Below are 13,084 nucleotides of genomic sequence, written 5' to 3'. Positions count from 1 at the left end.
TGTTATTGGCAGTAGCGGTCGCGCCAGTTGAGGATCGCCTTTTCAAAACAGGCGAACGGCGGGTGAACGATTCCGGCGCCGATCATGCCGATCCCCGCATCTTTATGCGCAATGGCGGTGTTGATCACCGGCAGAATGCCAGTGCTGCCTACGCGCGTAATATCGATAGCAGTTGGTACGCCCATAAAACCAAGCAGTGGAATGGTGACGTTGGGGTTTTCGCCGAGAGTGATTTCTCGCATCTGGCGAGAGAAATCAACGGCCTCTTCGACCGTACCGCCCACCAGTGCCACGATGGCCGGCGCCGTCGCCATAGCGAAACCGCCAATGCCGTAGGTTTCGGTAATCGCGCTGTCGCCGATATCACGTCCGGAATCTTCCGGTTTGTAGCCCGCAAACATCGGCCCAATCACCTGCTGCGCCGGACCGGTAAACCACTGGCCCGGTAAGCCGCTAATACGCAGACCGAACTCAACGCCGTTACGCGCCATCGTCGTCACCACGGTGCTGTATTCAATGCCGTGCGCAGCGTCCATGGCGGCTTTACACATCGCCATCCAGGTCGGTCCGGAGAAGTAATCACTACTGAGGACGAACTCGAACACCTCACGCTGCTGCTCAACCGGATAGCCGGTCTGAATAATCCACGGCGTCAGCGCCTGAATCAGCAGCGCCGTCCCGGCGTTGTTGCGGTTATGGCACTCATCGCCCATGTGCAGCGCCTGCGCCAGCATCAGGCGCAGATCGATTTCACCCGCCAGTTTCATGGCGTCGCGCAGCATCGGTCCCAGCACATCGCGCATCCAGTTCAGACGATCGATAACGCTCTGATCGTTCGCGCCCATACGCAGGATCTTCGCCATCTGCTCGCTCATATTGGTATATGCGCGGTTGCCATAGGTTTTGTTCTCGACGATGTGCATAAACATCGATGCGGACGTCACGCCCGCCATCGAGCCGACACAGTCATGCTCGTGGCACGGAGAGAAGATGATTTCACCCGAAGCGGCCAGTTCGGCGGCTTCATCCAGATCTTTCGCCAGCCCTTCAAATACCAGCGCCCCGGTTACCGCCCCCTTCATTGCGCCACACATTTTTTCCCAGCGGATTGGCGGTCCGGCGTGCAGGATGGTGTTACGGGTCATACCCGGCACGACGTTGATCGCCTGGTCATAGCCAATCAGCACCGGATGTGACTGGATAATGCGTTCCAGCGCCTGCTGGTTAGCGGCCGCGATTTTGTCTGCCAGCGGTGAATCAGCAATGTCGTCCAGTGCCGCTACCACCTGCATGTTGCCCTGGCCCGGCGGCGTCCAGTCGAGCTGGGTCACCGGTACGTTCTGCTTTTTCAGGTCATCGCTGAACATTGCGATACCGACGTTAATCACATTCAGCGGCTGGTTAAACAGTGTCTGGCTCATCAGGCTTCCTCCCCTTTACAGATAAATTCACGCGCCAGCAATCCGGTGTTGGTGCTACTGCTCGCCCAGATAACCCCGGCGTCGGTCAGCATCTGACACTGTTTTTCCAGCGACGGCGTATCAAGATCGGTTCCGAGCACATAGCCGAGGATCTCAAGCGGACGACCGTCTGCGGCGGCGATCGCTTTGGCTTCAACGATCGCATCGAGCATTACGCCAACCGGATCTTCATGCGATCCAAATCCAAGGACGAAGTCCATCACGATCACGCCCACTTCAGGATCGCGCGCTTCCTGCAACAGACGACTAATGCGGTTGGTGGGATCGATCATCGGGTGCGGTTTGCCGTTGGTAAAATCGTCATCACCGAAATCGAGGAAGGTATGCGCCACGCTGCGGTTGAGATCTTTCAGGCGGAACGCCGGATCCGGATGAATGTTGCTGTAAACTTCGGCATGTTTTTCCATGGCAGCAAACATCGCCTCATCGCACAACGTGCCACCGCAGAACAAGCCACGGATATACTTTTGTTGCGGGGTCAGACGGGCGCGAACCTCTTCAATCAGCGGCCAGTTGAGCGGATGCAGATCCAGGTTCTCTTTTTTCACGCCGGTCAGCAGCACCGCTTTCAGCGCCGCTTCTTTAGTACCGCGGGCAAACTGCAGGCCTTTTTCATCCGCAGGCGCGGCTTCACGGCCCAGGAAACACACCACCACGGGCTTATGACAGGCGCGCGCACGTTCCAGCACCTTGCGCGCAACCGCTGGCGCAGGGGGTTTGGAGATAAGCGCGATGATCTCGGTTTGCGGATCGGCCTCCAGCATGCCAATCGCGTCAAGCATCATCAGACCACCAATCTTTTCGCTTAGATCGCGTCCACCTGTGCCAATCAGCTGGGAAATCCCGCCGCCAAACTCGTGAATGCGTACGCTCAGTTCCTGGCTACCGGTACCGGAGGCACCAATAATTCCGATGTTGCCGCGACGCACCGCATTGCCAAAACACAGCGCCGCGCCGTTAATGATGGCGGTTCCGCAATCTGGCCCCATCATCAACAGCCCTTTTTCATGCGCCAGCTGCTTAAGCGCCAGCTCGTCCTCAAGAGAGACGTTGTCAGAGAACAGCATCACATTGAGGTTATTTTGCAGCGCCTGACGCGCTTCACGGGCCGCGAACAGGCCGTTAACCGAGATCACCGCCAGATTGCTGTCAGGAACATGCTTCTTCGCGCTGGCAAGCGTGGCATAGCGCGCTTCGTGCTGACCACCCTGCTCTTTATGCGTAAACAGTTCATCGATAGCCACCAGCGTTTGCGCGTTTGCTTCGTCGCTGGCGCCTTTAATGACAATCATCAGATCGCCACTTTTCGCCTCTTCCAGCTCAGGCGTCAGCAGGCCGAGATTCTTCAGCACGCCCTTATTCATCTCTGTCGCCATAGCCACAAACGCCTGCTCAACGCCATCTAGCTTATTTGCGCGCGTGGAGATAGACATCAGTGAGACAGAATCAAAATACGTGTTCTTTTTAACAACTATCCTGATTGACATAATTCCCTCCGGACCTGTGGCTCAGGGCGCAGGCATCTGCCATGCCATACAGCATGTCGCAGCCAGAACTTGAGCCGATATTTTTAATGTCAGTAATATATTGCGTAGAAACGGGTTGTTGCTCAGTAATAAATTGGTTCAGCAGCCGTCCGACGTTTTCCCGATAACGCTGATTAAATGCTTCTTCTAGCGTTATTTTGCTGAGTAGCGTTGTATTATTTCCAGCACGTTGCAATGCTGCTAAAAAATCGTCTCGATATTTCCTCAACGGATGTCCAGGAATAAATAAAATAGTGCTTAAGCCTACTAAATAATCATCCGATGAGGGCGTCAGCCCCATCCCCAGACCAATTAAATGGCTGACCGCCGTAGTGATATTTTCTCCTGTACGCAACGCCGTCAGTAATGTTTGTCGGCGGTTGAGTAATTGACGGGTGATTTCCTGATAAAACGGATTGTCACCCTGGTACAGAAATAATGTGTCGTCGCTTCTTAGCTGTTGGCGGATAACCTCTTCCCAATGCTGCCAGCCGACTGCGGCAAGGCTTGCTGCATCAGATGTCCACCGTGGTATTCGCCACAGCAGACAACCGGCGGTTTCTATCCATTTATCATTGCCAACAACTATTCCCGACCCGCTAAAACTGACCAGCTCACCGGGGTGAAACAGGTCTTCACAATGCGTCAGCGCCACCCGACAGCTGTTAGGTGCGTTATCACAATCTTCACTCAGTAACGTCAGCAGCCGCTGCTGTTCGGGTATCAACAGGTTTACCGCGTGGGAAAAAACCTGTTCAACCCGTCCCGTTCCCCGGAAAGTGAGAAACGCGCTGTCTGCGGTTAGCGCCCGTACGCATCGCCGTGATGACGTAGCGATAATGGCGCTCCTGTGTCAGGCTCCGGCCGCAATCAGCAGCTCGGCAATTTCGTGGTACCCTTTCTCACGCGCCAGTTCCAGCGGGGTTTTACCGTATTTATCCGTCATGTGCGGGTTTGCGCCATGGTCGAGCAGCAGCTTAACGATCTCCTGCTGCTTCGCACCGCCGTCATTCAGCACAATGGCTTCCAGGAGCGGCGTCCAGCCAACAAAATTAGTATGGTTGACATTGATATCGGTACGCAGCAGCAGCTCACGCACGATCTCGACATGGCCTTTTTCGCTGGCTGGAGTAATACCGACGCCGCCAAAACGGCTCAGGCAATTGAGGTCGGGGTTAGCCGGTAATACCGTACGCAACAGCGTTAAATCATTCGTCAGGCAGCTAATCAGGAAGGGGTTAAAACAAGTTTGATCTTGTTTATTAATATCGGCACCCTCTGCAATCAATAAAGAAACACAGTCATAATGTTTATTCAGGCTGGCAATAATAATGGCAGTACGCCCCTGGCGGTTAGTGGCATTAATATCCACATTTTTTGCCAGGCAGGATTTTAATCCATCGGCATTGCCTTGTTCTGCCGCCAGCAGAAATTCAGTAATGAGTTCTTTCTCTGACATAATCGCTCTCCTGCAGTTTTTTAGACTTTTTAAATATCCAATAACCTGAGAATAGCAACAGAGTGCAGAGAATAACATCCGCTTAAATTTCATTCATCGTTAGCGCATCGATTATTGAATCAATTTTAACAATGAGAACAAAACGTGCTGTAGTGCAATCTTTCCCTTATAGCTGGGGCCCTTTTAGCCATTAATCAGTAGTCCGGGAAATCAGGCGGTATGCTGCACGGATAGCGGCCTGCAATTAAAATACAGAAGTGTGATTGCCTTCAAATCAAATGTAAAACTAGTGTTAAATTCTGTTCAAAACTGATTGCTCTGTATAAGGATTACAAATACATTCAACAATCATCGTGTTGCAGATGCGCATTGTCGCCGGAGGGGAGAAAGATGAATTCAATATTTACCGAGGAAAACCTACTGGCATTTACGATGGCTGCCCGCTATAGCAGTTTCAGCAAGGCGGCGGAGGAGCTTGGCTTAACCACATCGGCAATTAGTTACACCATTAAGCGCATGGAAATGGGTCTCGACGTGGTGCTGTTTACCCGCAGTACTCGTAGCATTGAGCTGACCGAGTCCGGGCGCTACCTGTTTCGCAAGGCGACCGACCTGCTCAATGATTTCCACGCCATCAAGCGCAGCATTGATACCATCGCTCAGGGAATTGAAGCCCGGGTACGCATCTGCATTAACCAGCTGTTGTATACCCCTCAACATACGGCGCGGCTGCTACAAGTACTCAAGAAACAGTTTCCAACCTGCCAGATAACCGTCACCACCGAGGTGTATAACGGCGTCTGGGATTCGATCATCAACAACCTCGCCAATATTGCCATTGGCGCGCCCGATACGTTACTGGACGGCGGCGGAATTGATTACACCGAGATCGGCGCGATCCGTTGGTCGTTTGCGATTGCCCCGGATCATCCGCTGGCGTTTATGCCTGAACCCATTTCTGAGAGCCAGCTGCGTCTGTACCCGAACATCATGGTGGAAGACACCGCACACACCATCAACAAAAAGGTCGGCTGGCTGTTACACGGGCAGGAGTCGATTCTGGTTCCCGATTTTAATACCAAGTGCCAGTGCCAGATCCTGGGGGAGGGCATCGGTTTTCTGCCAGACTATATGGTGCGCGAGGCGATGGAAAAGTCGTTGCTGGTGACGCGACAGATCCACAACCCGCGTCAGGATTCACGAATGCTGTTGGCAACCCAGCATTCGGCAACCGGTCGAGTCACTCAGTGGATTAAAAAGGAGTTTGGCCCACAAGGGATACTGACGGGGATTTATCAGGATTTGCTGCATCGGGCGTGATGCACCGGATGGCTGTTTTACCTTCCGGTGCACATAAGATAATCAGGCGCGGATATCGTCGTACTCGCGGGTTTTATCAAATTCATGTTTGGCAAACGGGCACAGCGGAATAACTTTGCGGTTTTCGGCGCGCATCTTCTCTACCACCTTCGCCACCAGCAGTTTGCCGACACCCTGACCTTTCAGGCTGGGATCGACATCGGTATGTTCAATGATGCTCAGATGCTCGCCCGTCGGCACGAAAACAATCTCGGCAACCTGGTTGCCCTCAGCATCATTGACATAAAACTTGTTATGGCCTGCAAGAATTTCCATGCTTCCCTCACTTATTTCTGGCGATATTTCAGCGCACCGCTCGGACAGGTATCGATGACCTTGATGACCGTCGCAACATCCACCTCATCCGGGATGATCCACGGTTTACGTTTCAGGTTAAACAGCTTCGCGCTTCCCCGCACGCAATTGCCCGAATGCTGACATATCGCCGTGTTGAAGTAGACGTCAATCTTCTCGCCGGTATAGGCCCGGTAACCTGCATCCAGTAGTTCCTTATCCACGACATTGCCTCGCATTTTTTATTGTCTGGGTCTAATCATAGACCTATGCGAGGCTGAAGGAAGCGGCTGAAAGCAGAAATATCATTCAGGCTTTTTCTGTATCGACGGCTGCGGCTCTGGTGGCAAATACTCCAGCATCGCAGGCGTCGGCGGCGGGAGGCGGTTATCGGCAATATCCCTGTCCACATCGATATGACTGATTTCGCCATTCTCATGATGGTGGACCGTCAACACCCTCGCCTTGTTCAGTTCCGTAACCAGCTCCCGGGTAATACGCAAACTTTCTGCCAGCTCATGATCCTCAAGCCCGGGTCTGCGACTGCGGCGTTCCACCCGAAAACGAAACTGGTTGTACTTCGCCCAGCCAATCAGCACCAGGCCGTTGACCAGGGCAACAAGGATATAAAACGTGACCGTATCCAGCGTGGTGAAAAAGGGCCGCACACCCATATACGGTGAATGCGCCAGGGCTGTGATCAGCCCTTTATAGATCAAATAGATAAATCCAACCCATGCGATGGCCGTCAACAACACATCGATGATGCGCGGCAGCAGACGCCGCTCCGTGAAGATCAGTGGCTGGTTCATGATTCGATCCTCCCAATACCACGGTCAGGGCTCACCCAACGCGCTCTGCCGCGTTTGCGTTTGAGCATCACTTTCGGGAATGACACCAGAGTGGTGAACAGGCTTAGCATCCAGTACACCACCGGGAACCAGATAATCCAGAACAACGAAGCGCCAATATTTTTTTCATAGCGTCGTTCAATCATCAGGCTCACCGCAAACTGCAGCAAGCACACCACACCGAGGATAAGCCCGGTAAAGGCCGGTGGGAACAGATGTTGTACATACAGCGAGTCCGGCATCGGGATCATCAGCCCTAACAGGAACAGCACAATACTGATCGCATAGGCAAATGCCCATGCGGTAGAAAAACAGAACTCAAGAAACAGCGGCCACATGCGGCGGAACTCCCACGACCACAGGCGACGCATGTTAACGATAAACACCTCCGCACCACCCTGGGCCCAGCGCAGACGCTGCTTCCACAGCCCTCTTAACGTTTCAGGCATTAAGATCCAGCACAGTGCGCGCGGCTCAAAGAATACCGACCAGTGGCGCAATTGCAGCTTCCAACTGATATCGATATCTTCGGTGATCATGTCCGGGCTCCAGTAACCGACCTCGGCCAGCGCGCGACGACGAAACGCCGCAACCACACCTGAGACACTAAAGATCTGCCCATAGACTCGCTGAGTGCGCTTAATCAAGCCGATAATGGAAGTGAACTCACCGACCTGCACACGACCGATTAACGTAGAGCGGGTTCGAATACGCGGGTTCCCCGTCACTGCACCAACGCGTGGGAACTGGATCAGCGGAGCCACCATATAAGCGACGGCATCGCGCTCCAGTAACGCATCGCCATCAATACACACCAGATAATCGCTGCGCGCCGCGGCTGCACCGGTCTTGAGCGCCAGCGCTTTACCCTGGTTTTCAGCCAGATGAATCACCCGCAGGCTGGGGTATTCCACTGCCAGTTGTTCCAGCACGTCGTGGGTGTCATCCGTTGAACCATCGTTGATGGCAATCACTTCGATATTCTTATATCGCTGTGCCAGCGCGGCCTCAATGGTTTCACGCGCGTTGATCCCTTCGTTAAAACAGGGGATCAGAATGGAAACCAGTGGATTCCCCTGCAATGTCGGTGGTGGCGTGTCATCTCCCCATTTCCAGTGACGTTCACGGTAAAACCAGAAATAGACCCCGCCGCTTATCCATAAGCCAGACATGAACAAAGGCCAGAAGAAGACGAAGTTCAACATCACTTCACCTGTAAAGATGACCGCCACGCCAAACGGCAGGCTGAACATCAGGCAAAGTATCAGGAAAGCAATAATGCGATCGGTCATTTTTGCGGATACCAGTATGAGGAGAACGTCGAGCGAATCTCTGACATCTCAGGTTTGTCGCTGATGAAATCATCCGGATAATAGCCGTAGTTACCTGCACCGCTTAATTTCAGCTGGCGCATCCATTCGGCTATTTGTTTTCCGCTGATTTCAGCCTGATCCCCGGATTTACGCCAGTCTCGTGCCTGCAGTTCAAACACGGTTTTATCCAGCGCCCCAGGGGTTTGTGCAACGGCATTCACCAGTCGGTCAAGCCATGCGTTGGCATCATTGGCCGGGATCTGTTCCATGAATGGCATCGCCATCGGCGCCGTCCAGTCATAGGTATTGAGGAAATCATTCAGGTTTTGTGCAAACCAGGCTTCACTTTCAGGCTCCAGTACCGGCATGGCGTAAATATTGCGCGCAGTTTGCACTTGTGGACCGCGAATATTACGCACCGACCGGGTCAGTTGTTTGGTGAAGTCGATCAGCATCTTACTTTTCAGGCGAGTCCAGCGCTCAAACGCCTGAGGATTATTACGTATCTGCTCGATACTACCTGGAAGCCCTGCGGCACGGTAGGCGGCTAACGCCTCCGGCGACGCATCTTCAAAGTCCGTCAGGAAAGCATCGTCATGGAACAAAATACCTTTGAAGCTGGCGTGCTTCGCCAGGTCTTCATAGATTTCAGTGATGCGTTTACGCGCTTCGCTGTCCCAGGGAGAGAGACGAACATAGTTCTCGTGATTGATAGCAGTACGTCCCGTTTTCGGATCCCATGCGGTTACGCGTGGAATCGACGCGTCGAGATCGAAAGCCAGAACCGGCATCCAGGCATACACCGTCACCCCTGCCCGCGTTTGTAATTGCCAGGAGATATAGTTAAAGAGATCGGCACGCATCGGCAGCCAGCGGTTGGGGAAATAGACCTCGCGAATATTCCCGTCGCCCTGCGGATCGGCGTACGCCTGCAGGAAAACATGAGAAATGCGCATGTCATAAACACGCTGGATCAGCTTATCGATGTTTCGCTTCTGCTGAGCAGGGTCTTTGTCATACACATAATCCAGATCGACATGCATCACGCGCATCGTCTGAGGTTCACGGACCTGAGCGACCTGACTGGCAAAACGCTTAAGGGATGGGTTATCAGAGATCAGCACGCGCGGAATATCATCCAGAAACGCGGCATTCGCCAACCCTTCATTAAGCGTAAAGGCCATCTTATAGCCATGCTCTTTGGCCAGGTTTAGCGTCGTGCCGTTGGCTGCGCCGTAAGGCCATACCCACGCGCGCGGCGATTTCCCGGTCACCGCTTTGATCTTGTTAGTGATCAGAGAGATATCCGTGTTTATACGTCGCGTGTACTGTTCGTCCGTTTCATAAGTGCCGGTTTTCTTATCATACAGGCGGTTCGCTACAGCAGGCTCTTTACTCCCCTGCGGGTTGGCCTCAGCGCCAAAGTGCGAGTTCCAGGTGTGCGCACCGACTTCCACCAACGGCGACTTGCCCATTTCTTCGACCATCTTCCATGTGGCGAATTTGTCGCGTGCGGTCATTAAGCCGCCAAAATCGACTTTTTTGTTGGCTGGCGCATCGACCCAACTGCCTACTGGCGCCCAGAGCGCAGGCCAGTTGTAGGCTTTCAGCAATGGCCAGACGCGGGTATAAAAACTGCTATACCCGTCGTCAAAGGTGAGTAATACCGCTTTTTCCGGCAGTACAATTTTACCGTCATGGGCGTCCAGAATTTGCTGCACGCTGATCGGCTGATAGCCATTATCACGCAGCCAGGCCATTTGGTCGCTCAACGCGCTGGTACGTACAGAGAGGTAACGCTGGTCGGCAGCACCATCTTCAACATCGTGATAACCCAGCACCAGGAAACTATTTTTCGGCCACTGATGATCCGCCGTCAGCGGTGTTCTCTCCCCGGGAGGAACATAGCGAGGCGTTGTATTGTGCGCGCTGCTGCACGCGGTAATCATCAACCAGCCAGCGATTAATGCGCTAAGCCACAGGCATCTTTTCAGCATGAACAATCCTTAAAACCTGACATTTAAATCGAAAGCGAGGGAGATATTCCGCTCACGTTTACCGTCATAGGGGCGTTTATCCCAAATCAGCATCACCCCGCCATCTACGACGTTGTTCCATTTAAGCCGTTGCCCGTATCCCACCTGGACGATAGCGCCTGCATCTTCACCTTGCTGCCAGTAGCCACCTACGCCTGCCAGACCTTGCTGCGTCCAGACGGTATCATAGTGGCGGTAAAGAACCTGCTCTGCGCTCAGGCCAGGGACAACCGAAAAATCACTCTTCGGGTTGTAATACGGAACATTTTCTTTGGTGTTGGTGCTCCCGCCAATACCCGGCGTAAAGTCCAGCGTGAAGCGAGGCGTGGTCCACATGCGCTCTTTTCCGCTGACTCCGTATTCGATGCGATCGTTACCGTCCGAGAAATGTGATGCGGCAAACGACAGTTGATATTCACGTCGTTCGTTTTGATACCAGCGAACGAACATATCGCCGCCGTTGGCATACACACCACTACGCAGCGCGCGCAACGGGGTGTTGCGAGAGAGGCGCTCAGCCGAACCACCAACGCGCCAGTTGTCATTGAAGTCATGCCAGCCGGATAGACGCCCACCAATCTTCTGACCATCGCCATAATTTCGGCCAGACACTTCCATTTCCGCCCAGTAATCACGGGAAGTCCATTCTGCACCCGCCGCCAGATCGCGGCTGATGCCCTTCCCTTCCTCAAATTCACCGGTAGCGAAGTTGAACCCGGTAAACAGTCGCCAGTTGTCATTAATCGGCGGACTGTAAATAGCCGTGTTGATGTTAAAGTCATTCTTACCGCTGACCGGGCTATCGGACGAGATCCCCTGCGTACCGCTAATGCGCACTTCCGACATTTTGTGGACATCGCGAATACGCGCGAGGCGCAGCGTCGCTTCATCATCCGGACTACGGGCAATAACGTCATCCGTCAGTTCATCGGCCTGCTTCCATTCCTGGAGATCCAGCGCAACGTAAGCCTGCTGGCGCTCCAGCTCCAGGTTGCTTGGCTCAATTACTTCCGCCAGCTTAAGCTCTTTCTCCGCCGCATGCGGCAATCCACGCGCTTCAAGCACAGAGGCATAGGAAATGCGCAGTCCCTGGTTACCGGAGCCAGTTCGTGCCAGATGCTCTGCAAGCTTTTCCGCCTCCGGCAGTTCATTAGCAGCGATATGATATTGCGTCAGCAGCGACTGTCCGAGCAGCCAGTTATCGTTAGGCTGCGGCGTTGGCGAGCCATAGATACGCCGCAGATACGGACTCTCTTTGATCAGATCATCGACTTGTTTTTTCGCAGCATCGAAGTTTTCATTATCAATGTGCGCGTAGAACAGATCTTGTTGATCCTCAGGACTGAGCGGCGTGACCGGGATAGGTCCATTCGGGTAGTAGATGCTCGCCAGCATCGCTTCGGTTTTTTCCGGCTGACGTTCGCTTAACCATGCTGATGCCACCCAGCGTTTTGCATAGTTTGGTACTTCGCCGCTCGCAGAAAGGGACTCATATTCCTCGATGACTTCGGCAGTACGCTTACGCACCAACAGGGCACCCATACGGTCAATTCTCGCCCGGCGGACATCATTCTGCGCAGACGGCTCATCTTTCCAGGCCGCCAACAGCTGGTCATAACGGGCCAGCGCTTTATCCGCTACGATAAAACGTTCTTCTTCATTACGTGCGGACGTATAAGAGGATCGGACCATTTCAGCCGCCGCATCAAGCTCAAGGCGGCGCTTCACCGGATCAGACGTGGGAACGACCTCCGACATATTTAAAGCGGGTCCGGAAACACGGTTCGCCGACAGCGCAGACAGCAGCGTGGATTTTGCATTTTTGTTGCCTGGATCGACGTCATCCGCCTGGCTGGCAACCAACAGTGCATCCCAGTTTTTCCCCTGAGAATGATATACGTAGGCAAGCAGTGCGTCGGAATCTGCGCCCGGATGGGCCTGCGCCCATTTATTCGCTTCAGTAAGGGCTTGCTGATTGTAGCGCGCATCCGCCAACGTCATTATCCAGCCGGTGCGTACATCCACGTTATCAGGTTCTTCCTGTAAAACGCTTTCCCACACTGCCAATGAATCATTCCAGTTTTTCTGGTTACGATACGCACGTGCTGCTGCGACTTTGCCCCGTGCAGGCACATCCATCTGCCCACGATACCGCTGCCAGATTTCAATTGTTGTTTTATCGTTGTTCTCAACCCAACCAGAAACTTGCAGCCAGTCGGCAACCTGATTTGGCGTTAGCGCACTTTTCTTTCCCTGATCCTCAAGGTAGCGCAATAGCGGCGCACTATTCCCCCCCCGCGCCTCAATAACCAAAGCATCATAATCTGATACCGCAGCAGAGATTTGCATAGGGAAAAGAATGCTTGCTGTAAATAAACAGCTTACAGACTTAAAACGTTTAATGAAGTTGGCATGTCGACGCATACTGAACATATCTGCCCTTATATCTTACATCAGAGTAAAAATAAGCGTTTTCAATAAGTTAAGGTCAATCCTTGACGATTGTCGACCATGTAAGATGCACTGCCGCTTATTTCGTAATAGGGTTATGAAGCAATTAATTCTTTCGTCTTATTGACTACCCTCACCGCGTCCTCTAATCGTTGGACAGGAGGCATAAACTCGGGAATTTTATCACTCCATGTAGTTTGTTGCTATGCAATAAGAAAAGTCTTAGGCAAAAAAGTATTTTAGACTAAATAATCCTAATACTCTTGGGATTGAATTCTGGATTTAAACAAAGTTTGCACGGTGACATCATGTGA

At 52.9% G+C, this 13,084-nt stretch carries 11 protein-coding genes; 1 reads left to right on the top strand and 10 read right to left on the bottom strand.

Going from position 1 to position 13,084, the window contains the following annotated elements; genetic code table 11:
• Window positions 1-2 precede the first annotated feature (2 nt).
• From OGY83_RS20235 to OGY83_RS20220, 4 genes are read right to left on the bottom strand one after another with little or no spacing between them, the layout of a single operon-like run.
• Complete coding sequence (locus OGY83_RS20235) at window positions 3-1,421, bottom strand: YlbE family protein (protein WP_008785728.1); 1,419 nt, start codon at window positions 1,419-1,421, stop codon at window positions 3-5.
• Window positions 1,421-2,968 carry an acyl-CoA synthetase FdrA gene (fdrA, locus tag OGY83_RS20230; protein ID WP_286636786.1) on the bottom strand — a complete coding sequence of 516 codons (1,548 nt, stop codon included), beginning with the start codon at window positions 2,966-2,968 and terminating at the stop codon, window positions 1,421-1,423. Before fdrA ends, OGY83_RS20235 begins: the two co-directional genes overlap by 1 nt.
• Complete coding sequence (locus OGY83_RS20225) at window positions 2,946-3,845, bottom strand: oxamate carbamoyltransferase subunit AllH family protein (protein ID WP_502873136.1); 900 nt, start codon at window positions 3,843-3,845, stop codon at window positions 2,946-2,948. Before OGY83_RS20225 ends, fdrA begins: the two co-directional genes overlap by 23 nt.
• A 15-nt stretch (window positions 3,846-3,860) precedes the next feature.
• Window positions 3,861-4,466, bottom strand: a complete 606-nt coding sequence (locus OGY83_RS20220; RefSeq protein WP_003033877.1) for an ankyrin repeat domain-containing protein — start codon at window positions 4,464-4,466, stop codon at window positions 3,861-3,863.
• A gap of 390 nt (window positions 4,467-4,856) precedes the next feature.
• Between OGY83_RS20220 and OGY83_RS20215 the strand changes: the two genes are divergently transcribed.
• Window positions 4,857-5,786, top strand: coding sequence for a LysR substrate-binding domain-containing protein (locus OGY83_RS20215; RefSeq protein ID WP_003825551.1), 930 nt, complete (start codon window positions 4,857-4,859; stop codon window positions 5,784-5,786).
• A gap of 42 nt (window positions 5,787-5,828) precedes the next feature.
• On the opposite strand, the gene OGY83_RS20210 is transcribed toward OGY83_RS20215, so the two are convergent.
• The 6 genes from OGY83_RS20210 to pgaA form a co-directional block, all read right to left on the bottom strand.
• Window positions 5,829-6,101 (bottom strand): GNAT family N-acetyltransferase, encoded by a 273-nt coding sequence (locus OGY83_RS20210; RefSeq protein WP_016157396.1) that lies wholly within the window; start codon window positions 6,099-6,101, stop codon window positions 5,829-5,831.
• Between the two features lie 11 nt (window positions 6,102-6,112).
• Window positions 6,113-6,343 (bottom strand): 4Fe-4S mono-cluster protein YjdI, encoded by a 231-nt coding sequence (yjdI, locus tag OGY83_RS20205; RefSeq protein ID WP_047413384.1) that lies wholly within the window; start codon window positions 6,341-6,343, stop codon window positions 6,113-6,115.
• Window positions 6,344-6,424: 81 nt separating this feature from the next.
• The gene (gene pgaD / locus OGY83_RS20200) at window positions 6,425-6,931 is read right to left on the bottom strand and encodes a poly-beta-1,6-N-acetyl-D-glucosamine biosynthesis protein PgaD (protein ID WP_003825542.1); all 507 of its coding nucleotides are present in this window, start codon (window positions 6,929-6,931) and stop codon (window positions 6,425-6,427) included.
• Window positions 6,928-8,262, bottom strand: coding sequence for a poly-beta-1,6-N-acetyl-D-glucosamine synthase (gene pgaC, locus OGY83_RS20195; protein WP_048236716.1), 1,335 nt, complete (start codon window positions 8,260-8,262; stop codon window positions 6,928-6,930). The genes pgaD and pgaC overlap by 4 nt, the downstream gene beginning before the upstream one ends.
• Entirely contained in the window at window positions 8,259-10,280 is a 2,022-nt protein-coding gene (gene pgaB / locus OGY83_RS20190) for a poly-beta-1,6-N-acetyl-D-glucosamine N-deacetylase PgaB (RefSeq protein WP_079938625.1), read from the bottom strand. Before pgaB ends, pgaC begins: the two co-directional genes overlap by 4 nt.
• 9 nt (window positions 10,281-10,289) lie before the next feature.
• A complete protein-coding gene (gene pgaA / locus OGY83_RS20185; protein WP_286636784.1) occupies window positions 10,290-12,752 on the bottom strand; it encodes a poly-beta-1,6 N-acetyl-D-glucosamine export porin PgaA in 2,463 nt (820 codons plus the stop codon).
• Window positions 12,753-13,084: the final 332 nt, after the last annotated feature.

Origin of the sequence: Citrobacter sp. Cpo090 (genome assembly GCF_030332665.1) — a bacterium.
Classification (GTDB): domain Bacteria; phylum Pseudomonadota; class Gammaproteobacteria; order Enterobacterales; family Enterobacteriaceae; genus Citrobacter; species Citrobacter portucalensis.
This window is presented reverse-complemented; position numbering and strand designations above follow the sequence as displayed.

Bases quoted from the DNA above. Each gene is read 5' to 3' on its own strand.
- OGY83_RS20235 (WP_008785728.1), bottom strand. From the start codon at position 1,421: ATGAGCCAGACACTGTTTAACCAGCCGCTGAATGTGATTAACGTCGGT.
- fdrA (WP_286636786.1), bottom strand. From the start codon at position 2,968: ATGTCAATCAGGATAGTTGTTAAAAAGAACACGTATTTTGATTCTGTC.
- OGY83_RS20220 (WP_003033877.1), bottom strand. From the start codon at position 4,466: ATGTCAGAGAAAGAACTCATTACTGAATTTCTGCTGGCGGCAGAACAA.
- OGY83_RS20215 (WP_003825551.1), top strand. From the start codon at position 4,857: ATGAATTCAATATTTACCGAGGAAAACCTACTGGCATTTACGATGGCT.
- OGY83_RS20210 (WP_016157396.1), bottom strand. From the start codon at position 6,101: ATGGAAATTCTTGCAGGCCATAACAAGTTTTATGTCAATGATGCTGAG.
- pgaD (WP_003825542.1), bottom strand. From the start codon at position 6,931: ATGAACCAGCCACTGATCTTCACGGAGCGGCGTCTGCTGCCGCGCATC.
- pgaC (WP_048236716.1), bottom strand. From the start codon at position 8,262: ATGACCGATCGCATTATTGCTTTCCTGATACTTTGCCTGATGTTCAGC.
- pgaB (WP_079938625.1), bottom strand. From the start codon at position 10,280: ATGCTGAAAAGATGCCTGTGGCTTAGCGCATTAATCGCTGGCTGGTTG.
- pgaA (WP_286636784.1), bottom strand. From the start codon at position 12,752: ATGTTCAGTATGCGTCGACATGCCAACTTCATTAAACGTTTTAAGTCT.